This is a genomic window from Paraburkholderia sp. BR10954, from assembly GCF_040965775.1.
Taxonomy (GTDB): domain Bacteria; phylum Pseudomonadota; class Gammaproteobacteria; order Burkholderiales; family Burkholderiaceae; genus Paraburkholderia; species Paraburkholderia youngii.
Genome location: NZ_JBFRCK010000025.1, coordinates 70,960 through 94,290 on the forward strand (window position 1 = coordinate 70,960; position 23,331 = coordinate 94,290).

Sequence of the window (23,331 nt, forward strand, 5' to 3'; positions counted from 1 at the left end):
CAATGGGCGCGCTTTCGGCTAACCTGGACCCGGTGGCCAGCAGGGCGGTAGTACCGCAGTACCGCAACACCGCAAGACGAACAACCGCGCGAGCATCAACCATGAACGAGTATCCAGCATGACCACGTTGACCTTCCGCAAGCCGAGCGCATTGCCCGGCTTTGGCCTGACACTCGGCATCACGGTGGCTTATTTGAGCCTCGTGGTGCTGATTCCATTGGCGGCGACCTTTCTGAAAACCGCGACGCTCGACTGGGACCAGTTCGTGCGCGCGGTGGCGTCGCCGCGCGTGCTCGCGTCGTATCGGCTGACGTTCTTCTCGGCGCTCGGCGGCGCGCTGATCAACGCGGTGTTCGGCTTTCTCGTCGCGTGGGTGCTGGTGCGCTACACGTTTCCGTTCAAGCGCATCGTCGATGCGGTCGTCGATCTGCCGTTCGCGCTGCCCACCTCGGTCGCGGGCATTTCGCTCGCGGCCGTGTATGCGGGTAACGGCTGGATCGGCCAGTTCCTCGCGCCGCTCGGCATCAAGATCGCGTTCACGCCGGTCGGCGTGCTGGTCGCGCTGACGTTCATCGGCCTGCCGTTCGTCGTGCGCACGGTGCAGCCGGTGCTCGAGGAGTTCGAGCGCGAGCAGGAAGAGGCGGCCGCGTGCCTCGGCGCGTCGCGCTGGCTCACGTTTCGCCGCGTCGTGCTGCCGGCCGTGTTCCCGGCGCTCTTGACCGGCTTCGCGCTCGCCTTCGCGCGCGCGCTCGGCGAATACGGCTCGGTGATCTTCATCGCCGGCAATGTGCCGATGAAGTCGGAGATCACGTCGCTCCTGATCATCACGAAGCTCGAGCAATACGACTATGCGGGCGCGACGGCGCTCGCGGTCGTGATGCTGGTCGTGTCGTTCCTGATGCTGCTGCTGATCAACACGCTGCAGTGGTGGCTGCAGCGGCGCACGAGCCGCGGCAATGCGGGGCCGGCGCCCGTGGCCACGAGCGTCGCGGCAATCGGTGGGGGTGTGCAATGAGCCGTCTTCCGACCAACCCGGCGAGCGGTGCGCGTCGCCCCGATCCGGTCAGCGAACCGCCCGTCGTGCGCTGGCTGCTGATCGGCGTCGCACTGCTGTTTCTCGCGCTGTTTCTGGTCGTGCCGCTCGCCGCGGTGTTCTATCAGGCGCTGAATAAGGGGTTGCGCTTTTACTTCGAAGCGCTCGCCGATCCGGATGCGCTGTCGGCGATCAAGCTCACGTTGCTCACCGCGTCGATCGCTGTGCCGCTGAACCTCGTGTTCGGCCTCGCGGCGTCGTGGTGTATCGCGAAGTTCGACTTCCGCGGCAAGGCACTGCTGACCACGCTGATCGATCTGCCGTTTTCGGTGTCGCCGGTGATCTCCGGTCTGATCTACGTGCTGATGTTCGGCGCGCAGGGCTGGTTCGGCCCGTGGCTCGAAGATCACAACGTGCAGATCATCTTCGCGGTGCCGGGCATCGTGCTCGCGACGATCTTCGTCACGTTCCCGTTCGTCGCGCGCGAACTGATTCCGTTGATGCAGGCGCAGGGCAACGACGAGGAAGAAGCCGCGCACGTGCTCGGCGCATCGGGCTGGCAGACGTTCCGTCGTGTGACGCTGCCGAACGTCAAGTGGGGCCTGCTGTACGGCGTGATTCTGTGCAATGCGCGCGCGATGGGCGAGTTCGGTGCGGTGTCGGTGGTGTCCGGCCATATTCGCGGGCAGACCGACACGATGCCGCTGCACGTCGAAATCCTCTACAACGAGTACAACTTCTCGGCCGCGTTCGCCGTGGCCTCGCTGCTTGCGCTGCTGGCACTGGTCACGTTGGGGCTCAAGCTGCTGGCCGAGCGTCATATGTCGGCGGAACTGTCGGCGGCGCGTGAGGTGCCCGCGCATGCGGGACCGGCGCCGGCCGGTGCGTCACAGGCCAATAGCGCGCAGTCCGCTTCTCATTCGTTTTTCGTCAACGCCACGCCTGCGTCGCAGCGACATCCGCTCAAGCAAGGAGAGCTGTAAATGGGTATCACCGTTCGTAACCTGCAAAAGCGCTTCGGCGATTTCGTCGCGCTCGACAACGTGTCGCTCGACTTTCCGCCGGGCGAACTCGTCGCGCTGCTCGGGCCGTCGGGTTGCGGCAAAACGACCCTGCTGCGCGTGATCGCCGGCCTCGAATACGCGGACGGCGGCCAGGTCGAGCTGCAAGGTCAGAACGTCGCGGCGGTCGGCGCGCGCGAGCGCGAGGTCGGCTTCGTGTTTCAGCATTACGCGCTGTTCCGTCATATGACGGTATTCGAGAACGTCGCGTTCGGCCTGCGTGTGAAGCCTCGCAAGGAACGTCCGTCGGAGAAGGTGATTCGCGAGAAGGTGCATGAACTGCTGAAGCTCGTGCAACTCGATTGGCTCGCGCAACGCTATCCGTCGGAGCTGTCCGGTGGTCAGCGGCAACGCATCGCGCTTGCGCGCGCGTTGGCCGTCGAGCCGAAGGTGCTGCTGCTCGACGAGCCGTTCGGCGCGCTCGACGCGAAGGTGCGCAAGGAACTGCGCAGCTGGCTGCGCCGCCTGCACGACGATCTGCATATCTCGACGATCTTCGTCACGCACGATCAGGAAGAGGCGCTCGAAGTGGCCGATCGCATCGTCGTGCTCAATCGCGGCCATGTCGAGCAGGTGGGCAGCCCGCAGGACGTGTACGACCATCCGCAGACGCCGTTCGTCTACGAGTTTCTCGGCGCGGCGAACCGTCTGCACGGCAACGTCGATGGGCAAGGCTTCGTCGTCGATGGCGCCGCGCTGCCGGTCGCGATCACGGCGGGTTTCAGCGGTCCGGCGTTCGCCTATGTGCGGCCGCATGACCTGCAGCTGTATCCGCAGGCGGCCGGGCATCGCGACGGCATCGTCGTCGACGTGCGGCGCGTGGTGACGCTCGGCGGCTCGGTGCGCGTCGAGCTCGCCGGTCGCGCGGGCAATCTGCTCGAAGCCGAACTCGATCGCGAAACGTGGCGTGATCTGCAACTCTCGGTCGGCGACGGCGTGACCGCGGTGCCGCGCGCGCTGCGGGTGTTTCCGGCGCAGTGAGATGGCAGCGCCGCCGTGCGGCGCTCGAAGCAGGAGAGAAACGTATCGGCCGTACCGAGTGGTTCCATTTGGCATTTGGCGGCTCTAATAACTCAACTCTGGCAGAACCGGAGACATATCGATGAATTTCCAGCAATTGCGCTTCGTGCGCGAGGCCGTGCGGCAGAACATGAATCTGACCGAAGTGGCGAACGTGCTGTACACGTCGCAGTCGGGCGTGTCCAAGCAGATCAAGGATCTCGAGGACGAACTCGGCGTCGACATTTTCATTCGCCGCGGCAAGCGGCTGACGGGCCTCACCGAACCGGGCAAGGCCGTGCATCAGCTGATCGAGCGGATGCTGCTCGATGCGGAGAATCTGCGCCGCGTCGCGCGTCAGTACGCGGACCAGGACAGCGGCCACCTCGTCGTCGCGACCACCCACACGCAGGCACGCTACGCGCTGCCGAAGGTGGTTCGACAGTTCACGTCGGTGTTCCCGAAAGTGCATCTGGCGCTGCGTCAGGGCAGCCCGCAGCAGATCGCGCAGATGATCATCAACGGCGAGGCCGATATCGGCATCTCGACCGAGGCGCTCGACCGCTTCCCCGACATCGTCACGTTCCCGTGCTATTCGTGGCATCACGTGGTGGTGGTGCCGAAGGATCATCCGCTGGTCGGCCGTGAAAACCTGACGCTCGATGAGATCGCCGAATTCCCGATCGTCACGTACGACCAGGACTTCACGGGCCGTTCGCATATCGACCAGGCATTCGCGAAAGCAGGCGCATTGCCCGACGTCGTGCTGACCGCGATCGACGCCGACGTGATCAAGACCTACGTGGAGCTCGGCATGGGCATCGGCGTGGTCGCGGCGATGGCCTACGACCCGAAGCGCGACACCGAACTCGTCGCGCTCGATACGCAGCATCTGTTCGAGGCGAGCACGACGCGCGTCGGTTTGCGCAAGGGCGCGTTCCTGCGCGCGTACGCGTATCGGCTGATCGAGATGTTCGCACCACAATTGAGCGAGACCGATATCGCGGCGCAGTTGCGCGAGGCCGCTTAAGCTTCGCGCTTTCACGCATGGCGGCGCGCGGCGCATCGCTTACAATCGCCGCCATGAATACCTCGACTTCCTCTCTCCCGGCTCCTCCCAGCACACCGGGCTCCACTTCCTCGTTGCCATGCATCGCCGTGCTCGCGACCGGCGGCACGATCGCCGGCGCGGCAGCGGACGCCGCCAACACGTCCGGCTATCAGGCGGGCGTCGTCGGCGTCGATCAGTTGCTCGCGGCGGTGCCGGCGCTGTCGACGGTCGCGCGGATCGCGCCGGAGCAGATCGCCAGCGTCGACAGCAAGGACATGGCGCTGCCGCTGTGGACCACACTCGCGCACCGTATCAACACGCTGCTCGCGAGCGACGACGTCGACGGCGTGGTCGTCACGCACGGCACCGACACGCTCGAAGAAACCGCCTACCTGCTGCATCTGACCGTCAAGTCGGACAAGCCAGTCGTGCTGACTGCGGCGATGCGGCCGGCGTCGGCGCTATCGGCCGATGGTCCGTTGAATCTGCTGAACGCGGTGACGGTCGCGGCGCATGCGGCTTCGCGCGGGCAGGGCGTGCTGGTCGCGTTCAACAACCGCATTCACAGCGCGCGCGACGTCGTGAAGACGAGCACCTATGCGGTCGACGCGTTCCAGTCGCCGGAAATCGGTGCGCTCGGTTGGGTGCAGGATGGCCGCGTCGAGTTTCAGCGCGGCGTGGTGCGCGCGCATACGCTTGCGAGCGAGTTCGCGATCGATACGGCGTGGCCGCACGTGGAGATCGTCGTGAGCTATGCGGGTGTATCGCGCACTGCCGTCGATGCGCTCGTCGCCGCGGGCGTACGCGGCATCGTCGTCGCGGGCACGGGCAATGGCTCGTTCCATCAGGCGTTGCAGCAGGCGCTCGCCGAGGCGGTGTCGCGCGGTATCGCGGTGGTGCGCTCGTCGCGTGTCGGCTCGGGGCATGTGATGCGCAACGGCGCCGCCGCCGACGACGCGCTCGGCTTCGTCAGCGCGGGTACGCTGAATCCGTACAAGGCGCGCGTGCTGTTGATGCTGGCGCTGGCAGCGGGCCATACGGCGCCGGCTGCGTTGCAGAAGGTGTTCGATACATACTGATCGACGAATCCGACAGCCGGACACCCGACGACGACGTCTGACCGACCAAGGCTTCCTCGGCGTCGCCGGGTGCCGCTGCGGACCCCACTTGCCGCTCTCAGCCCAGAGCGGCGCGATTTGCCCGTTCCACCGCGCCAGCAGCCGAAGCCGCCGGGCGACGAACGGGCGCCCCACCTGTGCTCATCATTACCGCGCGGATGCCGGAGCGGCCATCAGCGCAATCGACGACGAGCTCAATCACACAGGAACCGCGAAGGGAGACCTCAGGCCGCCTTCGCCTCCTTGCTATCCGGCGTTTGCGCGACCTCATGATTCGCCATGATCTCGAGCGCGCGCACCATCGCCGAGTGATCCCATGCCTTGCCGCCGTTTGCCGCGCACACGCTGAACAACTGCTGCGCGCTCGCGGTATGCGGCAGCGCGATGCCAAGCTTGCGCGCGCCATCGAGCGCGAGATTCAGGTCCTTCTGATGCAGCTCGATCCGAAAACCCGGATTGAAGGTGCGCTTCGTCATGCGCTCGCCATGCACTTCGAGAATCCGCGATGACGCGAAACCGCCCATCAACGCGCGGCGCACGCGCTCCGGATCGGCGCCCGAGCGCGACGCGAACAGCAGCGCTTCCGCGACCGCTTCGATGTTCAGCGCGACGATGATCTGGTTCGCGACCTTGCAGGTCTGACCCGCGCCGTTCTCGCCGATCAGCGAGATGTTCCTGCCCATCAGCTCGAACAGCGGCTTGGCTAAAGCAAAGGCTTTCTCGGGACCGCCGACCATGATCGTCAGCGACGCGTCGCGTGCGCCGATTTCGCCACCGGACACCGGCGCATCGAGATAGTCGACGCCGAGCGCGTTGATCTTCTTCGCGAACGCCTGGGTGTCGAGCGGCGAGATCGAGCTCATGTCGATCACGAGCTTGCCTTTGCTGAGGCCGGCGGCGACGCCGTCGTCGGCAAACAGCACGTTGGCGACGTCAGGCGTGTCCGGCACCATGATGATGACGATGTCGGCGGCCTGCGCGACCGCGGTCGAACTGGCGACCACGCTCGCGCTCTTCACGATGTCGTCCGGCACTGGATAAGCGCCGTTCACGAACAACGAGTGACCGCCCTTGATGAGGTTGCGCGCCATGTGCGCGCCCATGATGCCGAGCCCGATGAAGCCGATCTTTGCCATGTGTATGAATCTCCAGGGTTATAGGGGGGTGCGTTGAGCGTGACGCGTCTCAAGCCGCCGCATGTGCCGCGCCGCGTGCCTGACCAGCAACGCTTTGCACCCAGCCGAGGCCGGCCTCGGTCGTCGTGCGCGGCTTGTATTCGCAACCGACGTAGCCGTCGTAGCCAAGCGAGTCGAGCAGCGCGAACAGATACGGATAGTTGATCTCGCCGGTGCCCGGTTCATGCCGTCCGGGGTTGTCCGCAAGCTGGATATGCGCGATCTGCGCGAGGTTCTTTTCGATCGTCGCCGCGAGTTCGCCTTCCATCCGCTGCATGTGATAGATGTCGTATTGCAGGAACAGATTGTCCGAGCCGACTTCGCGAATCACGTCGAGTCCATCGCGCGAGCGGTTCAGCGCGAAGCCTGGAATGTCATACGAGTTGCACGGCTCGACGAGCAGCCGGATGCCGGCCTTCTTCAGCTCGCGCGCGGCAAAGCGCAGGTTCTCGACGATCGTCGCGCGGGCGGTGTCGGCGGAGACGTTCGCGCCCGGAATACCGACGAGGCAATTCAGTTGCGGCACCTTCAACGCGCTTGCGTATTCGATCGCGCGGCCGACGCCTTCCTGGAACTCGGCGATCCGATCGGGCAGACACGCAATGCCGCGTTCGCCGGCTTCCCAGTTGCCCGCCGGCAGGTTGTGCAGCACCAGCTTCAGGCGGTTCTGCTGCAGACGTTCGCTCAACTCGGCGATCGAATACGGATACGGAAACAGGAATTCGACCGCGTGAAAGCCGGCATTGGCTGCTGCCGCGAAACGGTCGAGGAACGGCACTTCGTTGAACAGCATCGTCAGGTTCGCTGCGAATTTCGGCATGGTGCTTTTGTCTCTCAGGTCGGTCAGTGAATGGCGGTGGGCGTGACGAGGCGAGGGCGCGGAGCGTGAGCCAGGCCCTCGCGCATCGTGCGCGCTGAATGCCGCGGGTACCGCGAACGCGTGACGCTCAATCGAGCAGGCTGATCGCGGTCGGCGCGTCCTCGCGCTTTTCAGCGAGTTCCTCGAACTCGTTGATCGCGTCGATCTCGGTGCCCATCGAGATGTTGGTCACGCGTTCGAGAATCACTTCGACGATCACCGGCACGTTGAACTCGGCGAGCATCGACTGCGCTTTTTGCAGCGCCGGCTTCAGCTCTTCCGGCTTGAACACGCGAATCGCCTTGCAGCCGAGACCTTCGGCGACCGCGACGTGATCGACGCCATAGCCGTTGGTCTCCGGCGAGTTGATGTTCTCGAAGCCGAGCTGCACGCAGTAGTCCATTTCGAACGCGCGCTGCGCCTGGCGGATCAGCCCGAGATACGAGTTGTTCACGACGATGTGCACGTACGGCAGCTTGAATTGCGCGCCCGCCGCGAGCTCTTCGATCATGAACTGGAAGTCGTAGTCGCCGGACAGCGCAACGATCGGCCGTTGCGGATCGGCCGCGCGCACGCCGAGCGCCGCCGGAATCGTCCAGCCGAGCGGACCGGCCTGGCCGCAGTTGATCCAGTTGCGTGCCTTGTACACGTGCAGGAATTGCGCGGCGGCAATCTGCGACAAGCCGATCGTGCTCACGTAGCAGGTGTCGCGGCCGAACACCTGATTCATCTCTTCATAGACGCGCTGCGGCTTCATCGGCACGTTGTCGAAGTGCGTCTTGCGCAGCATCGTGCGCTTGCGTTGCTGGCAATCGGCAACCCACGCGCTGCGATCCTTGAGCTTGCCAGCGGCCTTCCATTCGCCGGCAACTTCGACGAACAGTTCGAGCGCGGCCTTCGCGTCCGACACGATGCCGAGATCCGGGCCGAACACGCGGCCGATCTGCGTCGGTTCGATATCGACGTGCACGAACTTGCGGCCCTTCGTATACACATCGACGCTGCCGGTGTGACGATTGGCCCAGCGGTTGCCGATGCCGAGCACGAAGTCCGATGCGAGCATCGTCGCGTTGCCATAGCGATGCGAGGTCTGCAGACCGACCATGCCGGCCATCAGCGGATGGTCGTCGGGAATCGCGCCCCAGGACATCAGCGTCGGGATCACCGGCACGCCGACCGTTTCGGCGAACTTCACGAGCAGGTCTTCGGCCACCGCGTTCAACACGCCGCCGCCCGATACGATCAACGGCTTGTCGGCATCGTTGAGCAGCGTCAGCGCGGCTTCGATCTGCTTGCGGGTCGCCTTCGGCTTGTAGACCGGCAGCGGTTCGTACGTGTCGATATCGAATTCGATTTCGGCGAGCTGCACGTCGATCGGCAGATCGACCAGCACAGGACCCGGGCGGCCCGAGCGCATCAGATGGAACGCCTGCTGGAACACGCGCGGCACCAGCGCGGGCTCGCGCACGGTCACGGCCCACTTCGTGACGGGCTTCGCAATCGCTTCGATATCGACGGCCTGGAAGTCTTCCTTGTACAGACGCGCGCGCGGCGCCTGGCCTGTGATAGCCAGAATAGGAATCGAGTCGGCCTGGGCGGAGTACAAACCGGTGATCATGTCGGTGCCGGCGGGGCCCGACGTGCCGATGCACACGCCGATGTTGCCCGGCTGGGCACGCGTATAGCCCTCGGCCATGTGCGACGCGCCCTCGACGTGACGCGCGAGCACGTGGCTGATGCCGCCGGCTTTGCGCATCGCCGAGTAGAACGGGTTGATCGCGGCGCCCGGCACGCCGAACGCGGTATCGATGCCTTCTTTTTCGAGCACCAGAACGGCGGCGTCGACGGCTCTCATTTTGGCCATGGATGTCTCCTCAATGTCGGTAATTACGTCGGTTGAGGGACACTGTAGGCCTGCGCCAAAGGTTTGATAAGATCAGTCCGGGTCGCTTATTCCGAAACAAAAAGTATGGAATGGCGTGACGCCCGGCGCACGGCCGGCATCAGCCCGGCAAGAGACAGGTGGGAGACGAGCATGGACCGCTTCAAACAGATCGAAACCTTCGTGCGGGTCGCCGATGCGGGCAGTCTCGCGGCGGCGGCGCTGGAGGAGGGCGTGTCGCCGGTGATTCTCGGGCGGCGCATCGACGCGCTGGAGAAGCGCCTCGGCGTGAAGCTGATGTATCGCACGACGCGGCGGCTGGTGGTCAGCGAGGACGGCGCGGCGTTTCTCGAGCGCTGCCGCGGGCTCCTCAGCGAGTGGGATCAGGCGGAAAACGAACTGAGCGCGGGGCGCCGCGCGGTGAATGGCCATCTGATCGTGTCGGCGCCGGCCGCGTTCGGCCGCAAGCATGTCGCGCCGCTCGCGCCCGCATTTCTGCGCGACAAACCCGGGTTGCAGATGTCGTTCAATCTGACCGACCGGGTCGTCGATCTGGTGCGCGAGGGGTACGACCTGTCGATTCGCATCGGCGGCACGGTCGATCCGAACTTCGTCGCGGTGAAGCTCGCGTCGAACCGGCGCGTGGTATGCGGTACGCCCGGGTATTTCCGTCGTCACGGCAAGCCGAAGACGCTCGAGGATCTGCCGGCCCACAACTGCCTCGCGTTCAATCTGCAAGGCGGCCAGAACCGCGGCTGGTATTTTCGCCGCAACGGCAAGCTCGCGACGGTGCGGGTGGGGGGCTCGCTCGACTGCAACGATGGCGAACTGCTGCATCGCTGGGTTTCGGAAGGGCTCGGACTCGGCTGGCGCTCGACATGGGAAATCCAGCAGCAGCTTGCGCGCGGTGAGCTGGAAACCGTCCTCGACGAGTATGCGCTGCCCGATTACGACATCCTCGCGGTCTATCCGCAGCAGCGCTACGTGCCTGCGCGGGTGCGCTATTTCATCGACTATCTGAAAGACGTGTACGCAAGCGACGACTACTGGAACCGGCCGTCGTACTAGCGGGCGTGTTAGTTGGCGAGAGGCGCGCGGGCGAGCCCGAACTTTTGGCGATTGCTGGCGGAAGTCGGGAATAAACTGAGGCTATGGTCAGTTCTGCTGTGAAAGACACGTCAGCCCACCACGCGGGGCGCTCGACAGCAGCGACCCGCACGACGCAGCCGCCATGCCCTTGGAGGGACCCACGTGGTCCAGACCGACTCAGACGCCGCCCGCGCGCGGGGCGAGCCTAGTGCCCGCCCCGCCGCCGATGCCGATTCCGATGCCGCGAAAAGCCGCCGCTTCCAGCAGCTGGCGTTGCCGCATCTGGACGCCGCATACAACCTCGCGCGCTGGCTGTGCGGCAATCCGAACGATGCCGAGGACGTCGTGCAGGAAGCGTTCATGCGCGCGTTCCGCTTCTTCGATACGTTTCGTGGCGACTCCGCACGGCCGTGGCTGCTCGCGATCGTGCGCCGGACCTGGTACACGGAATGGCGGCGGCGCGCGCCGGCGCACGACATGCTCGAATTCGACGAAACGATGGACGACGCGACTCTCGACGGCTGGAGCGCAGGCGGTGACGATCCGCAGACACTGCTGATCCGCGACGAGGATGTGCGACTGGTGCACGATGCGCTGGCGCGTTTGCCGGTCGAGTATCGCGAGGTGCTGATCTTGCGTGAGCTCGAAGAGATGGGATATCGGGAGATCGCGGTGGTGGCCGATGTGCCGATCGGTACGGTGATGTCGCGGCTCGCGCGCGGGCGGCGCAAGCTGGCGGAGGTGTTGATGGCGCAGCAGCGAGGCGGAGGGGAGCCGGTAGGCAACGGGCGTAAAGGCGGGCAGGGTGGCCGGCAGGAGGCGCCGTCGGATCGGGACGCGCAGTCCGGGCGACTCGCGAGGTCGGCGGCCACCGCGCCCCCCGCCCCCTGCGCCCAGCCGGCAAACAGTTCCGGCGACGGTCGCCCGGCATCGTCGGCGGGCATGCCCGCCACCGCAACAGTGACACAGCTCCGGGCGTTTGCCGACGGCCGGCCCCTCAACATTCCCGGCGCTGCCGCCGACCCCGCTCAGGAGACGCCGGATGGACTGTAACGAAGCACGGCCGCTCCTCGATGCGAATGCCGATCACGAATTGCCGGCGCCCGATGCGCGCCGGGTCCAGCAGCATATCGAGAACTGCGACGATTGCCGGCGCGCGAGCGACAACGTGCGCGCGCTGAGCGGCGCGCTGCGCGCGGCGCCGTATCATCGGGCGCCGCAGTCGTTGCGGACGCGGATCGTGGCGGGCATGCCCGGCGTCGTCGACGAAGGGGCCGCGGTGTCGGCCGCGACGGCGGCGCCCGACGATCTACCGAAGAAGTCCGCCGCCGGGATGACGCAGCCGGTGACGCAGCAACCTCGGCGTCAGCGTCGCGGGGCGTGGTGGCCCGCGTGGCTCGACGGATGGCTCGGGGGCTTCGGCGGCCCGCTCGGCGCGGGCGGTGCAAACCGCGCGGCCGCGCACGGCGGTCTTGCGGCACTGGTGATCGCGTTGTGCGCCGCCGCCGCGGTCCTGACGCTGACGCTGCATCCTCCGGCCGACTCCTCGCCGTTCACCGACGAACTCGTCGAAAGCCATGTGCGCGCGCAGGTCTCCGGCCGCGACATCGACGTGATTTCGACGGACCGTCACACCGTGAAGCCGTGGTTCAACGGCAGGCTCGACTATTCGCCGCCGGTCGAGGACCTCGCGGCGGCCGGCTTCGCGCTTCAGGGCGGCCGGCTCGACTACCTGGCGCATCAGCGGGTCGCGGTGCTCGTGTACCGCTACGGCAAGCACGTGATCGACGTGTACGTGTTTCCGCAGTCCACGGCGGAGGGCGCGGCGCCGGCGGCGCTCGGTCACGACGGCTACTCGATCGCGCACTGGGACGCGGCGGGCATGACCTGGTGGGCGATCACGGACGCCGCGCCCAATGCGCTCACGGGCTTCGAAGCGGCGCTCCGGGCGCGGTTGCAGAGCGGTAGCCAACGCACGGAAGCGGGTTGAGCGGCCGCCGCGGCCCGATTTCCCCGGATCTGTGACCCTAAGCTCTTGAAAACACGTCCGATTCCACGGCCGAATCGGCGGAATGCCTTGCAACCCGTCCCCAATCGGGTTACACTTTTGGGCTTCTCACTTGCCGCACCGGTTCCGACGCCCGGGCGGCTTTAATCCACAAGGAGTGTGTAATGCGTCATTACGAAATCGTCTTTATCGTGCATCCCGATCAAAGCGAGCAAGTGCCCGCCATGATCGAGCGTTACAAGAGCACGATCACGTCGCACGGTGGTCAGATCCACCGCGTCGAAGACTGGGGCCGTCGCCAACTGGCCTACATGATCGAGAAACTCGCGAAGGCTCACTACGTCTGCATGAACATCGAATGCGACCAGACCACGCTCGACGAGCTGGAACACGCGTTCAAGTTCAACGACGCCGTTCTGCGTCACCTGATCGTCAAGATGAAGAAGGCCGAAACCGGCCCGTCGCCGATGATGAAGGAAGTGCAGCGCGAAGAAGCCAAGAAGTCGGCAGCCGCTCAGCCGACCGAAGCGCAGGCTTAAGACACACTATTTAAGCTACCAGACACGCAGCGTCGCTCCGCTCACGTACACGAAGGCATCTCAAGTACATGAACCGGCTGCAACTCACGGCGAGCGTCGTCGAACGCGAAGCGGTGCGGTACACGCCCGCCGGCGTTCCGATTGCAAGCTGCACGTTGCACCACCGCACGGAAGTCGTCGAGGCGGGCATTGCCCGTCAGGTCGAACTGACCATGCAGGCGGTCGCCGCGGGCGAAGCGAGCGGCAAGCTCGAAAACTGTCAGATGGGCGTCGAAACGCTCTTCACAGGTTTTCTGGCTAAAAAGCACCGAAACGCGCGAACTCTGGTATTTCACATCACAGCATTGCAGGACATTGGAAAGGACTAATCATGCCCCGCCCGACTGGTAAGAAATTCGACAAGCGTCGTCAGCAACAGAACCCGCTCTTCAAGCGCAAGAAGTTCTGCCGTTTCACGGCCGCTGGCGTCGAGTACATCGACTACAAAGACATCGAAACGCTGAAGGACTTCATCGGCGAGAACGGCAAGATCACGCCGGCACGTCTCACGGGTACCAAGGCGCACTATCAACGCCAGCTGGACACGGCTATCAAGCGCGCGCGTTTCCTCGCGCTGATGCCGTACACCGACCAGCACAAGGCCTAACCCGACGACGCGATAAGGAGCATCCGAATGCAAATCATTCTTCTGGAAAAAGTCGTCAATCTGGGTAACCTGGGCGACATCGTCAAGGTCAAGGACGGTTACGCACGTAACTTCCTGATCCCGAACAAGCAAGCTCGCCGTGCAACGAAAGAAGCCCTGGCTGAATTCGAAGTGCGCCGCGCAGAACTCGAAAAGGTCGCCGCTGAAAAGCTGGCAGCCGCTCAGGCTCAAGGCGAAAAGCTGGCAGGCCAGACGGTTCAGATCCATCAGAAGGCTGGCGTCGACGGCCGTCTGTTCGGTTCGGTGACGAATGCCGACATCGCTGAAGCACTGGGCAAGCAAGGCTTCGCGGTGGAAAAGGCGCAGGTGCGTCTGCCGGAAGGCCCGCTGAAGATGGTTGGCGAGCACCCGGTTCAAGTTTCGCTGCACACCGACGTTCTCGTCGATGTGACGGTGGCGGTGATCGGCGAGCACGTCTAAGTCGACCGCTGAGCATTACGCAGGATCAGCCAGCACTTAGCTGGTGAAGGGCAGGGGCCGGGTAACCGGCCCCTGCTTTTTTTGTGCCCGACTATCCGACGAGTATCCCCGAGTTGGCGTTTTTTCCGCTCGCAGCCGTCGTCGGATTGCCCGATAATTCCTCCCCATGAACGCACCGTCCAAAGATCCCCAACTCGAGTCGCTGAAAGTCCCCCCGCATTCGATCGAAGCCGAGCAATCGGTGCTGGGCGGCCTGCTGCTCGACAACGCGGCATGGGACCGCATTGCCGACTTCCTCGCGCAGAGCGACTTCTACCGTTACGACCACCGCATCATCTTCGAGCACATCGGCAAGCTGATCGCGGCCACGCGTCCGGCCGACGTGGTCACCGTCTACGAAGCGCTCGGCACTTCGGGCAAGGCGGAAGAGGTCGGCGGCCTCGCTTACCTGAACGCGCTCGCGCAGAACACGCCGAGCGCGGCCAATATCCGCCGCTACGCGGAAATCGTGCGCGACCGCGCGGTGCTGCGCCGGCTTGTGTCGGTCGCCGATGAAATCTCCGCCGACGCGTTCAACCCTCAAGGCAAGGAAGTCCGGCAATTGCTGGACGAAGCGGAATCGAAGGTGTTTTCGATTGCCGAAGACGGCGCGCGCGGCACCCAGGGCTTTCTCGAGATCGGGCCGCTGCTGACCCAGGTGGTCGAACGGATCGATACGCTCTATCACACCGCCAATCCGAGCGACGTGACCGGCACGCCAACCGGCTTCGTCGATCTGGACCGCATGACCTCGGGCATGCACGGCGGCGAGTTGATCATCGTCGCGGGCCGTCCGTCGATGGGTAAGACGGCGTTTTCGATGAACATCGGCGAGTACGTCGCGGTCGAGTACGGACTGCCCGTCGCGGTGTTCTCGATGGAAATGCCGGGCACGCAGCTCACGATGCGTATGCTGGGCTCGGTCGGCCGGCTCGATCAGCATCGCATGCGTACCGGGCGTCTGACCGACGAGGATTGGCCGAAGCTCACGCACGCGGTGCAGAAGATGAGCGAGGCGCAGATCTTCATCGACGAAACCGGCGGTCTGAACCCGATGGAACTGCGCTCGCGCGCGCGCCGGCTGTCGCGCCAGTGCGGCAAGCTCGGGCTGATCATCATCGACTATCTGCAACTGATGAGCGGCTCGTCGGCGGGCGAAAACCGCGCGACCGAAATCTCGGAAATCTCGCGTTCGCTGAAGGGCCTCGCGAAAGAGCTCGACGTACCGGTGATCGCATTGTCGCAGCTGAATCGCGGCCTCGAGCAGCGGCCGAACAAACGGCCGATCATGTCGGACCTGCGCGAATCGGGCGCTATCGAACAGGACGCCGACGTGATCCTGTTCATCTACCGCGACGAAGTGTACAACCCGGACAGCCCCGACAAGGGCACCGCGGAGATCATCATCGGCAAGCAGCGGAATGGTCCGATCGGCCCGGTTCGCCTCACGTTCCACGGTCAATACACGAAATTCGACAATTTTGCGGGTGCGCAGAACTTTTACGGCGGCGAGTGACACGACGCGCCGGGGCCTGTTGTAACGGCGCTGTAGCGAGTGCGGCAATGATGGCGGAACGGTACAATATGGCGGTTTTATGTCAGCCATTACGTGACCCATTTCCAGGATCCCAATGTTCGGTCGATTCATGCCCACCGAGGGCAAGTTCTTTGAAATCTTCAATTCGCACGCAACGTGCATCATCTCGGCAAGCCGCGAACTCGAGCTCCTGATCGACAATCTGCAGGACGCCGAAATCCACAAGCAAAACGTGCAAAAGGCCGAGAAAGCGGCCGACAAGCTCACGCACGAAGCCATCGACCTGCTGCACAAGACTTTCATCACGCCGCTCGACCGTGACGAGATCCACAAGCTGATCACGACGATGGACGACATCCTCGACCTGATGGAGGACGTCGCCACCGCGATCTCGCTGTACGACGTGCAAGCGGTCACGTCGGAGGCGAGCCAGCTCGCGCATATCTGCACGGCGACCTGCGAGCGCGTGCAATTCGCGGTCAGCCTGCTGTCGGACATGAAGCAGGCGCGCCAGATCCTCAAGGCCTGCGAGGAAATCGACCGGCTCGAATCGGAAGCCGACCGCGTGCTGCGCGCGGCGATGTCGAAGCTGTTCCGCGAGGAAGACGACGTCAAGGTCCTGATCAAGCTGAAGGCGATCTACGAGCTGCTCGAAACGATCACGGACAAGTGTGAGGATGTGGCGAACATCATCGAAGGCATCGTGCTGGAAAACGCATAATGCAATCGATACAACTCGCTATCTGGGTCGTAACCGGCCTGGTTGCCATTGCGCTGGTGTTCGACTTCATGAACGGCTTTCACGATGCGGCGAATTCGATCGCCACGGTCGTATCGACCGGCGTGCTGAAGCCGCAGCAGGCGGTGGCGTTCGCGGCGGCATTCAACGTCATCGCGTATTTCGTGTTTCACCTGAAGGTGGCCGCAACCGTCGGCAAGGGCACGATCGATCCGGACATCGTCGATCACTACGTGATCTTCGGCGCGCTGGCCGGCGCGATCGCGTGGAACGTGATCACCTGGGTCTACGGCATTCCGTCCAGTTCGTCGCACGCGCTGATCGGCGGGCTCGTGGGCGCGGCGCTCGCCAAGTCGGGCTGGGGGGCGCTGAACTGGGACGGTCTGATGAAGACCGTCGCGTTCATCTTCGTTTCGCCGCTGCTGGGCTTCGTGCTCGGCTCGTTCTTCATGCTGCTGGTGTCGTGGCTGTACTTCCGCACGCCGCCGAGCAAGGTCGACCGGCGCTTCCGCCGTCTACAACTGCTTTCCGCTGGGCTGTACAGCCTTGGTCACGGTGGCAACGACGCGCAGAAGACCATCGGCATCATCTGGATGCTGCTGATCGCAACCGGCTTTGCGTCGATGAAGGCGAATGCGCCGCCGCTGTGGGTGATCGGCGGCTGCTATCTGTCAATGGGTCTCGGCACGCTGTTCGGCGGCTGGCGAATCGTGCGCACGATGGGGCAGAAAATCACGAAGCTGAAGCCGGTCGGCGGCTTCTGTGCGGAGGCGGGCGGAGCGCTCACGCTGTTCACCGCGTCGGCGCTCGGCATCCCCGTCTCCACCACGCATACGATCACCGGCGCGATCGTCGGGGTCGGCGCGACACAGAAGTTGAGCGCGGTGCGCTGGGGCGTCGCCGGTAACATCGTGTGGGCGTGGATTCTGACCATCCCGGCGTCCGCGCTGCTGTCCGGCGGAGCATGGTGGCTGGGTCACCACTTCCTGTAATCACCTTGCGATGCAGGCCTGCGCTGCTCGATTTGGCTGAGTCTGGCTAAACAGCACGCGCGGGCTTCGGCTCGATGCCGCCCGTTGCATCGCATCGGTTTCCCTACGCAGTTCGATTGAAAGCGCGCTTGCGTCGTCCTGAGGACCGGCGCGTCGCTCGATCCGTTCAGATCAGCGGTGCGTTTGCGCCGTCCATCGGGATGATCGCGCCCGTCACATAGCTTGCACGGCGGCTCGCGAGGAACAGCGCCACGTCGGCAATTTCCTCAGGCTTTGCGTAGCGGCCGAGCGGCATCCGGGCCTGGCCGCGCGCGAGCGCCTCGTCGTTGCCGATGCCTTGCTGCGCCGCCTCCAGCTGGACCGCTTCCTCGACCCGCTCGGTCAGCGTCGCACCCGGATTGATCGCGTTGATGCGGATGCCATAGCGCGCGTAGTAGTGCGCGAGGCCGACGGTTGCAAGCATCAGCGCCGCGTTGGCCGCGCCGCCCGCGATATGGATGTCGCTCGCGACCTTGCCGCCCATGCCGATGATATTGACGATCGTGCCCGGCTCGGCGCCGCCGTTGGCCTTCGCGCGCTGGGCCATACGGCGCAGCACTTCCTGCTGCGGATAGATATACGGGAAATACTTCGCCTCCATCGTCGCGCGAAATGCGTCGGCATCGAGCGTCTCAGGGTCGTACCGGCGCGCGGCGCCGGCGCTATTGATCAGCACGTCGATCGGTCCTACCGCGGCGCTGACTTCCTCGACGATATCGGCGGCACTGTGCGGTTCGTGCAGGTCGGCACGCGTGCGATGCACGTGGAATCCTTCCTGTTTCAGCTGTTCGTAGGCGCGCGCGAGGTTGGCGGGGTCGCGCGACACGATCGCGACCTTCGCGCCTTCCTGTGCGAAGGCCCGCGCGCAGGCGAAACCGATGCCCTTGCTGCCGCCGGTAATGAGCACCACCTTATTTTTGAGCCCGAGTTCCATGGTCGTTACCCGCCGTCGAAAGAATATCGATGACGATAGCAGATCACGGCCTCAGAAGTTGCCGTTCGCGAAACGGGCGATCGGGTCGTCGCTGCTTTGCGTGGGTGTGGGCGCGCCATGGGAAGCAGTCGACGCGCGCATCAGCTGCACGGCGCCAGTGCCGTCGGTCTGCTGTGCCTGACGGGCCTGGCGTTCCGCGATGGAAGCGGGCGGCGGCGGTTCGAATGCATCGGCGGCGGCATCGATCGCGTCGGGTGCGGTTGGCGGGAGGACGCGGGCGGTCGTGGCGGGCTGCATCGGTTGAGCGGGTGAAGGAGCACCGCTTTCGTACATGCGTGTCTGAGCCGCCGGGACCAGCGGCGGTGCCACGGCGCCCGCCGAGCGCGCCTGCAGTTGCGCGTCGCTGAGGCCCGACGGCGGCGGCTCGAATTGATCGGTTTGCGCGACGGGCGTGCCGCCACCTGCACCGGTCGCGGGGAGCGCGCCGGTAGAGGTCGATGCTGGCCGAACCGCCACCGTCGCGGCGGCGCCCGCGGCAGCGCGCTCCGTTTGCGGCGCCGCCGCCTGATAGCTCGGCGTATCGAATGGCGCGGGCGTCGCCGCCGGTCCCGCCATCCGGCGGATGCCGTCGAAACGCTTCGCCCAGTAGGGATTGGTCAGATAGTCCAGCCGCACCGTGCCGCCGGTCGATGGCGCGTTGACGAAGCGCAGCTTGCCTACGTAGATGCCGACGTGTGAATGCGCGCGCCCCGTCGTATTGAAAAAGATCAGATCGCCGGGCGCGATTTCCTCGGGCTCGACGGATTCGCCGCGCCCGCTCATCTCGGCCGTCGTGCGCGGCAGGTTCACCGAAGCCGCGCGCAGCACCACGTAGCGCACGAGACCGCTGCAGTCGAAGCCGCTGTCGGGCGTGTTGCCGCCCCAGCGGTAGGGCACGCCGACGAGGCTCATTGCCTGAATCGAGATTTCCTCGCGGCCGATGCTGTGATCGACGAAATGGGGCAAGCCGGGCGGCGGCGCGTGATAGGCGCCGTTCGCGACGACGGTGCCGCCAGACCCGCGCGAGCTCTTCTGCGGCGCGCCGGCGCAGGCGGCGAGCAGCAGGACGGGCAGCAGCGATAGGGCGAGTCGGCGCATGAAGACGGCACGGGCGGTAAGCGCCCATTTACTCACTGGCGATGTCGGGATGGTAGCCGCCCAACAAGGCTGCCGCAAGAATTGTTGATAAATTACTTGAAGTTTGTGCGCTAAGTGTTGCCTGCGAAGAACGCCGGCGCAATAAAAAAGCCGCGCCCGGAACGAACCGGACGCGGCTTGCGATGAAAAGCCGGAAAAGGACCTCCGAACGCCTAGAGAATCTCCGACGCGTAGTCAGCGAGGCGCGAGCGCTCGCCGCGCGCGAGCGTCACGTGCCCGCTGTGCGCCCAGCCCTTGAAGCGGTCGACCACATAGGTCAGGCCCGAACTGCCCTCGGTCAGGTAAGGCGTGTCGATCTGCGCGATGTTGCCGAGGCAGATGATCTTCGTGCCCGGACCCGCGCGCGTGACGAGCGTCTTCATCTGTTTCGGCGTCAGGTTCTGCGCCTCGTCGATGATCAGATACTTGTCGACGAACGTCCGGCCGCGCATGAAGTTCATGCTCTTGATCTTCAGGCGCGAACGGATCAGCTCCTGGGTCGCGGCGCGGCCCCATTCGCCGGCGGCGTCGTCGGTTTTTTGCAGCACTTCGAGGTTGTCGTCGAACGCGCCCATCCACGGCTGCATCTTTTCCTCTTCAGTGCCCGGCAGGAAGCCGATGTCTTCACCGACCGGCACCGTCGCGCGCGTCACGATGATCTCGTTGTAGCGCTTGTCGTCGAGCACCTGCGCGAGGCCCGCCGCGAGCGCGACCAGCGTCTTGCCGGTGCCGGCCTGGCCGAGCAGCGTGACGAAGTCGATTTCCGGATTCATCAGCAGGTTCAGCGCGAAATTCTGCTCGCGATTGCGCGCCGTGATGCCCCACACGTTGTTCTTGTGGTGGCCATAGTCACGCAGCGTTTGCAGCAGCGCGGTCTTGCCGTTCAGCTCGCGCACCAGCGCATGAAACGCGGGCTCGCCGTTCTGCGGCTCCAGATAAACGAACTCGTTGACCAGCATCGAAGCGCACAGCGGACCCGTCACACGGTAGTACGTGGTGCCGGTTTTGGTGTCCTGCCAGCTTTCCATGCCCTTCGCGTGCCGGGTCCAGAAGTCTTGCGGCAGCGCGCGGATGCCCGTGTACAGCAGGTCGCTGTCCTCGAGCACCTGGTCGTTGAAGTAATCTTCGGCGGGCAGGCCGAGCGCATGCGCCTTGATGCGCATGTTGATGTCTTTCGACACCAGCACGACCTGGCGATCCGCGCGATCGCGCTGCAGCGCGCGCACGACGCCGAGGATCTGGTTGTCGGCCTTGCCTTCGGGCAGCCCTTCGACGGGCTCGATCGCGGTCAGCCGGGTCTGGAAGAACAGGCGTCCGGATGCCTCGCGGCTGCCCAGCCGCGCGAGCGAAATGCCGCCGGTGATGTCGCCCGCGTTCGCGACGAGCGCGTCGAGCGTGCGGCTCACCTGACGCGCGTTGCGCGCGACTTCCGACATTCCCTTCTTGTGGTTGTCGAGCTCTTCCAACGTCATCATCGGCAGATAGACGTCGTGCTCCTCGAAGCGGAACAGGCAGCTCGGATCGTGCATCAGCACGTTGGTGTCGAGCACGAAAAGCTTCTGCACCTCGACTGGCGCGGCGCTGGCGCCGCGTTTCTTGCGCGTGGCGGCCGGGGTCGCCGCGGCGGGTGCAGCGGCTGTTTCGGCCGTGGGGTGCTTCGCGCGTGCGACGACCGGTTGCGCTGCGGTCTCGTCGTCCCCGAGCTGCGAGCGCCCGGATGGAACCGGCTGCAACAGGGCGGCGGTCTGTTTGGTCTTGCGGCCACGCGCCGGCGCGGGTTGCGCGGCGGGCGGCGATTCGACGGCGGGCACGGGCCACAACGTGGTGGCGGCATTGGCGGCGTGCGCCATCGGGGTGGCAACATTGGCGCGGCCGTAATCGGCCGACTCTGCGGATTCCCCTTCACGCGCCTGTTTTTTCGCAGTGGAGCGCGCGGGCGTGACGGCTTTGGCCTTGTATTCGTCAGGCGACAAAAGATTGCCGAGCTTGCTGGGGGGAGTAGGCAAAGGCATGGTTTCCCTCGAAATGATCGGGTCGCATATCGTGCGCCGCCCGTCGCATTCTGACGATGCCTTCATGGGGCACCCAGTCTGCGCGAGGAGGCGCGCATTCGGTCTAGAGATGCCGGTTCGCCTGGTCTTCGATAGGCTCCTTGACGGAAGCGCGCGAACCAGTGAACGAGCGGTCGCGCGCAATTAAAAAAGCCGCCGCCCCGGCATTCGGGGCTAGCGGCTCGACGATGATGCTCGCATTGCGCCTCACGCTCGGAACGGCACCGGTGGACCCGGTCAAGCGGCCGTCAGAGCTGGCGCAGCGGAGAAAAATATGGGGTGGGCAGGCACTCATTGCGGCCCAATATAACGCGCATCAAAGCGCTTGTACAGCCTCCAGAATTTCGTCGACGTGACCCGGCACCTTGACGCCGCGCCACTCCTGGCGCAGCACGCCAGCGGCGTCGATGAGGAACGTGGAGCGCTCGATTCCCCGTACCTCTTTGCCATACATTTTCTTCATTTTGATGACGGCGAAGAGGGTGCACAGCGTTTCTTCCGGATCGGAAATCAGCGGGAAGGGTAGTTCGAGCTTGGCCTTGAAGTTGTCATGCGAACGCAAGCTGTCGCGCGACACGCCGATCACTTCCGCGCCGGCCTTCTTGAACTTCGGATACAGATCGCGGAACTGCAGACCTTCGGTCGTGCAGCCCGGCGTGTTGTCCTTCGGATAGAAATACAGCACCACCTTCTTGCCCCGCAGCTTTGACAGCGTGATTTCGCCGCCCGTCGCGGCGGCGGTGAAGTCGGGGATGGGTTGGTCGACTGCGATGGACACGAGGTTCTCCGGTGGTTGGGGCCGGCGTCGCTAGGTGCCGCGGCGTCGGCCGGTCTGTCGTCGAGGTTGTTGTTGTTCGAGGATTCGGTCGGCGTGCGGCCTTGCGGTTGCCTTGCGGCTGCCAGATCGGCAGGCCACGCGGCGAACGGGCAGGCAGCAAGCGGCGTGCTTACCGACGACGACTTTCGCACCGCGCCGCGGCCCTTCAGGGCTGGACGATCAGTTCGCCGGAGCGCCCCGGGATCTCACCCCACGTAACAGGGTACGATGGCAGCGTGTCGCGGTCTAGCGTGGCGTAGTAATCGCCCATCGTGGCGAACGTGTGGCCCTGCGCGCGCCAGCCTTCGAGCAACTGTTCGAATACCGGCGCGAGCTTCTGTCCTTCGAGTTCCGCGTGCAGCGTGAACACCTGGTCGTGCGGATTTTTTTCGGTTTGTTTCAGCATCCACGCGGCGACGTTGTGCGTGTCGACACCATCGACACCCAGCACTTCGTCGAGCGTCGGCAGCGTGGTCGGCATCTGCACGTGCTTGAGCGTCCTGCCGTCGACCACCGGCAGATACGGCGAGTGGCCGCGACCATCAGACGCGTAGTGCATGCCCCACGCGTCGATCTGCTCGAACGCGTGGCCGTTCATCTGCCAGCCCGCCGCGCCGTGCGTGACCGGCGGCGTGCCGAATACCTCGATGAAGCGCGCGTGGCTCTGCTGCATTTGCGCGACGGTCCACGCGCGATCTTTGGCGCGCACGTTGTCCTGCCAGTACACGTGATCCCAGGTATGGATGCCGCACTCGAAGCCGGCTTCGTGGATCGCGCGCATCTCGGCCGCGGCCTTCGCGCCGATGTCCGGACCGGGCAGCAGCACGCCGTACATCAGCTGTTTGACGCCGTAATGCTCGACCACCGACGTGCGCGACACCTTCTTCAGAAAACCCGGCCGCAGCACGCGTCGCATCGCCCAACCGGTGTGGTCGGGCCCGAGGCTGAACAGGAAGGTGGCGCGCGCCTTGAAACGGTCGAAGATGCGCGCGAGATTCGGCACGCCTTCGCGGGTGCCGCGCAGCGTGTCGACGTCGATCTTCAGGACGATGCGAGCCAAGGAGGCG

General features: G+C 64.8%; 23 protein-coding genes. 15 read left to right on the forward strand and 8 right to left on the reverse strand.

Features of this window, described 5'->3' with window-relative positions; translation table 11 throughout:
• Positions 1 to 118: 118 nt before the first annotated feature.
• From cysT to AB4Y34_RS28580, 5 genes are all read left to right on the forward strand, one after another.
• On the forward strand, positions 119 to 1,015 hold the full coding sequence (cysT, locus tag AB4Y34_RS28560; RefSeq protein WP_176119925.1) for a sulfate ABC transporter permease subunit CysT: 897 nt from the start codon (positions 119 to 121) through the stop codon (positions 1,013 to 1,015).
• The gene (gene cysW, locus AB4Y34_RS28565; RefSeq protein WP_368717907.1) at positions 1,012 to 2,016 is read left to right on the forward strand and encodes a sulfate ABC transporter permease subunit CysW; all 1,005 of its coding nucleotides are present in this window, start codon (positions 1,012 to 1,014) and stop codon (positions 2,014 to 2,016) included. Before cysT ends, cysW begins: the two co-directional genes overlap by 4 nt.
• A complete protein-coding gene (locus AB4Y34_RS28570) occupies positions 2,017 to 3,075 on the forward strand; it encodes a sulfate/molybdate ABC transporter ATP-binding protein (RefSeq protein ID WP_368717908.1) in 1,059 nt (352 codons plus the stop codon). It begins immediately after the preceding gene.
• A 121-nt stretch (positions 3,076 to 3,196) separates the two neighbouring features.
• The gene (locus tag AB4Y34_RS28575; protein ID WP_013089301.1) at positions 3,197 to 4,123 is read left to right on the forward strand and encodes a CysB family HTH-type transcriptional regulator; all 927 of its coding nucleotides are present in this window, start codon (positions 3,197 to 3,199) and stop codon (positions 4,121 to 4,123) included.
• 53 nt (positions 4,124 to 4,176) lie between these two features.
• Complete coding sequence (locus AB4Y34_RS28580) at positions 4,177 to 5,223, forward strand: asparaginase (protein WP_368717909.1); 1,047 nt, start codon at positions 4,177 to 4,179, stop codon at positions 5,221 to 5,223.
• Between the two features lie 263 nt (positions 5,224 to 5,486).
• On the opposite strand, the gene AB4Y34_RS28585 is transcribed toward AB4Y34_RS28580, so the two are convergent.
• The 3 genes from AB4Y34_RS28585 to gcl form a co-directional block, all read right to left on the reverse strand.
• Positions 5,487 to 6,398: a 2-hydroxy-3-oxopropionate reductase gene (locus AB4Y34_RS28585; protein WP_368717910.1), complete on the reverse strand. Its 912-nt coding sequence runs from the start codon at positions 6,396 to 6,398 to the stop codon at positions 5,487 to 5,489.
• Between the two features lie 49 nt (positions 6,399 to 6,447).
• Positions 6,448 to 7,257 carry a hydroxypyruvate isomerase gene (gene hyi / locus AB4Y34_RS28590; RefSeq protein WP_368717911.1) on the reverse strand — a complete coding sequence of 270 codons (810 nt, stop codon included), beginning with the start codon at positions 7,255 to 7,257 and terminating at the stop codon, positions 6,448 to 6,450.
• A 127-nt stretch (positions 7,258 to 7,384) separates the two neighbouring features.
• Entirely contained in the window at positions 7,385 to 9,160 is a 1,776-nt protein-coding gene (gene gcl / locus AB4Y34_RS28595; RefSeq protein ID WP_368717912.1) for a glyoxylate carboligase, read from the reverse strand.
• Between the two features lie 171 nt (positions 9,161 to 9,331).
• Here gcl and AB4Y34_RS28600 point away from each other — a divergent pair, with 171 nt between their 5' ends.
• The 10 genes from AB4Y34_RS28600 (at position 9,332) to AB4Y34_RS28645 (ending at position 17,247) form a co-directional block, all read left to right on the forward strand.
• Positions 9,332 to 10,246 carry a LysR family transcriptional regulator gene (locus AB4Y34_RS28600; protein ID WP_176377890.1) on the forward strand — a complete coding sequence of 305 codons (915 nt, stop codon included), beginning with the start codon at positions 9,332 to 9,334 and terminating at the stop codon, positions 10,244 to 10,246.
• A 183-nt stretch (positions 10,247 to 10,429) separates the two neighbouring features.
• Positions 10,430 to 11,320, forward strand: a complete 891-nt coding sequence (locus AB4Y34_RS28605) for an RNA polymerase sigma factor (RefSeq protein ID WP_368717913.1) — start codon at positions 10,430 to 10,432, stop codon at positions 11,318 to 11,320.
• Positions 11,310 to 12,257, forward strand: a complete 948-nt coding sequence (locus AB4Y34_RS28610; RefSeq protein WP_368717914.1) for an anti-sigma factor — start codon at positions 11,310 to 11,312, stop codon at positions 12,255 to 12,257. Before AB4Y34_RS28605 ends, AB4Y34_RS28610 begins: the two co-directional genes overlap by 11 nt.
• A 182-nt stretch (positions 12,258 to 12,439) precedes the next feature.
• Entirely contained in the window at positions 12,440 to 12,814 is a 375-nt protein-coding gene (gene rpsF / locus AB4Y34_RS28615; protein ID WP_013089311.1) for a 30S ribosomal protein S6, read from the forward strand.
• A gap of 68 nt (positions 12,815 to 12,882) precedes the next feature.
• Positions 12,883 to 13,182: a primosomal replication protein N gene (gene priB / locus AB4Y34_RS28620; RefSeq protein WP_176108684.1), complete on the forward strand. Its 300-nt coding sequence runs from the start codon at positions 12,883 to 12,885 to the stop codon at positions 13,180 to 13,182.
• Positions 13,183 to 13,184: 2 nt separating this feature from the next.
• Positions 13,185 to 13,460, forward strand: coding sequence for a 30S ribosomal protein S18 (rpsR, locus tag AB4Y34_RS28625; protein ID WP_008922421.1), 276 nt, complete (start codon positions 13,185 to 13,187; stop codon positions 13,458 to 13,460).
• A 27-nt stretch (positions 13,461 to 13,487) separates the two neighbouring features.
• Complete coding sequence (rplI, locus tag AB4Y34_RS28630) at positions 13,488 to 13,940, forward strand: 50S ribosomal protein L9 (protein ID WP_368717915.1); 453 nt, start codon at positions 13,488 to 13,490, stop codon at positions 13,938 to 13,940.
• A gap of 166 nt (positions 13,941 to 14,106) precedes the next feature.
• The gene (locus AB4Y34_RS28635; RefSeq protein WP_176108683.1) at positions 14,107 to 15,495 is read left to right on the forward strand and encodes a replicative DNA helicase; all 1,389 of its coding nucleotides are present in this window, start codon (positions 14,107 to 14,109) and stop codon (positions 15,493 to 15,495) included.
• A gap of 115 nt (positions 15,496 to 15,610) precedes the next feature.
• Complete coding sequence (locus AB4Y34_RS28640) at positions 15,611 to 16,237, forward strand: DUF47 domain-containing protein (protein ID WP_013089315.1); 627 nt, start codon at positions 15,611 to 15,613, stop codon at positions 16,235 to 16,237.
• Complete coding sequence (locus AB4Y34_RS28645; protein WP_176377886.1) at positions 16,237 to 17,247, forward strand: inorganic phosphate transporter; 1,011 nt, start codon at positions 16,237 to 16,239, stop codon at positions 17,245 to 17,247. The genes AB4Y34_RS28640 and AB4Y34_RS28645 overlap by 1 nt, the downstream gene beginning before the upstream one ends.
• Positions 17,248 to 17,413: 166 nt before the next feature.
• Here the strand turns inward: AB4Y34_RS28645 and AB4Y34_RS28650 are convergent, their stop codons facing one another.
• From AB4Y34_RS28650 to AB4Y34_RS28670, 5 genes are all read right to left on the reverse strand, one after another.
• Positions 17,414 to 18,220, reverse strand: coding sequence for an SDR family NAD(P)-dependent oxidoreductase (locus AB4Y34_RS28650; protein ID WP_176377885.1), 807 nt, complete (start codon positions 18,218 to 18,220; stop codon positions 17,414 to 17,416).
• 51 nt (positions 18,221 to 18,271) lie between these two features.
• Positions 18,272 to 19,357 carry an NlpC/P60 family protein gene (locus tag AB4Y34_RS28655; protein WP_368717916.1) on the reverse strand — a complete coding sequence of 362 codons (1,086 nt, stop codon included), beginning with the start codon at positions 19,355 to 19,357 and terminating at the stop codon, positions 18,272 to 18,274.
• 212 nt (positions 19,358 to 19,569) lie between these two features.
• Positions 19,570 to 21,408, reverse strand: coding sequence for a PhoH family protein (locus tag AB4Y34_RS28660; protein ID WP_176377883.1), 1,839 nt, complete (start codon positions 21,406 to 21,408; stop codon positions 19,570 to 19,572).
• A gap of 355 nt (positions 21,409 to 21,763) precedes the next feature.
• Positions 21,764 to 22,225: a peroxiredoxin gene (locus AB4Y34_RS28665; RefSeq protein WP_368589002.1), complete on the reverse strand. Its 462-nt coding sequence runs from the start codon at positions 22,223 to 22,225 to the stop codon at positions 21,764 to 21,766.
• Positions 22,226 to 22,430: 205 nt separating this feature from the next.
• Positions 22,431 to 23,324 (reverse strand): polysaccharide deacetylase family protein, encoded by an 894-nt coding sequence (locus AB4Y34_RS28670; protein WP_176377881.1) that lies wholly within the window; start codon positions 23,322 to 23,324, stop codon positions 22,431 to 22,433.
• Between the last annotated feature and the right edge of the window lie 7 nt (positions 23,325 to 23,331).

What these genes read in the sequence shown, in the direction of transcription:
- cysT (WP_176119925.1), top strand. Translation starts at nt 119, where the DNA reads ATGACCACGTTGACCTTCCGCAAGCCGAGCGCATTGCCCGGCTTTGGC.
- cysW (WP_368717907.1), top strand. Translation starts at nt 1,012, where the DNA reads ATGAGCCGTCTTCCGACCAACCCGGCGAGCGGTGCGCGTCGCCCCGAT.
- AB4Y34_RS28570 (WP_368717908.1), top strand. Translation starts at nt 2,017, where the DNA reads ATGGGTATCACCGTTCGTAACCTGCAAAAGCGCTTCGGCGATTTCGTC.
- AB4Y34_RS28575 (WP_013089301.1), top strand. Translation starts at nt 3,197, where the DNA reads ATGAATTTCCAGCAATTGCGCTTCGTGCGCGAGGCCGTGCGGCAGAAC.
- AB4Y34_RS28580 (WP_368717909.1), top strand. Translation starts at nt 4,177, where the DNA reads ATGAATACCTCGACTTCCTCTCTCCCGGCTCCTCCCAGCACACCGGGC.
- AB4Y34_RS28585 (WP_368717910.1), bottom strand. Translation starts at nt 6,398, where the DNA reads ATGGCAAAGATCGGCTTCATCGGGCTCGGCATCATGGGCGCGCACATG.
- hyi (WP_368717911.1), bottom strand. Translation starts at nt 7,257, where the DNA reads ATGCCGAAATTCGCAGCGAACCTGACGATGCTGTTCAACGAAGTGCCG.
- gcl (WP_368717912.1), bottom strand. Translation starts at nt 9,160, where the DNA reads ATGGCCAAAATGAGAGCCGTCGACGCCGCCGTTCTGGTGCTCGAAAAA.
- AB4Y34_RS28600 (WP_176377890.1), top strand. Translation starts at nt 9,332, where the DNA reads ATGGACCGCTTCAAACAGATCGAAACCTTCGTGCGGGTCGCCGATGCG.
- AB4Y34_RS28610 (WP_368717914.1), top strand. Translation starts at nt 11,310, where the DNA reads ATGGACTGTAACGAAGCACGGCCGCTCCTCGATGCGAATGCCGATCAC.
- rpsF (WP_013089311.1), top strand. Translation starts at nt 12,440, where the DNA reads ATGCGTCATTACGAAATCGTCTTTATCGTGCATCCCGATCAAAGCGAG.
- priB (WP_176108684.1), top strand. Translation starts at nt 12,883, where the DNA reads ATGAACCGGCTGCAACTCACGGCGAGCGTCGTCGAACGCGAAGCGGTG.
- rpsR (WP_008922421.1), top strand. Translation starts at nt 13,185, where the DNA reads ATGCCCCGCCCGACTGGTAAGAAATTCGACAAGCGTCGTCAGCAACAG.
- rplI (WP_368717915.1), top strand. Translation starts at nt 13,488, where the DNA reads ATGCAAATCATTCTTCTGGAAAAAGTCGTCAATCTGGGTAACCTGGGC.
- AB4Y34_RS28635 (WP_176108683.1), top strand. Translation starts at nt 14,107, where the DNA reads ATGAACGCACCGTCCAAAGATCCCCAACTCGAGTCGCTGAAAGTCCCC.
- AB4Y34_RS28640 (WP_013089315.1), top strand. Translation starts at nt 15,611, where the DNA reads ATGTTCGGTCGATTCATGCCCACCGAGGGCAAGTTCTTTGAAATCTTC.
- AB4Y34_RS28645 (WP_176377886.1), top strand. Translation starts at nt 16,237, where the DNA reads ATGCAATCGATACAACTCGCTATCTGGGTCGTAACCGGCCTGGTTGCC.
- AB4Y34_RS28650 (WP_176377885.1), bottom strand. Translation starts at nt 18,220, where the DNA reads ATGGAACTCGGGCTCAAAAATAAGGTGGTGCTCATTACCGGCGGCAGC.
- AB4Y34_RS28655 (WP_368717916.1), bottom strand. Translation starts at nt 19,357, where the DNA reads ATGCGCCGACTCGCCCTATCGCTGCTGCCCGTCCTGCTGCTCGCCGCC.
- AB4Y34_RS28660 (WP_176377883.1), bottom strand. Translation starts at nt 21,408, where the DNA reads ATGCCTTTGCCTACTCCCCCCAGCAAGCTCGGCAATCTTTTGTCGCCT.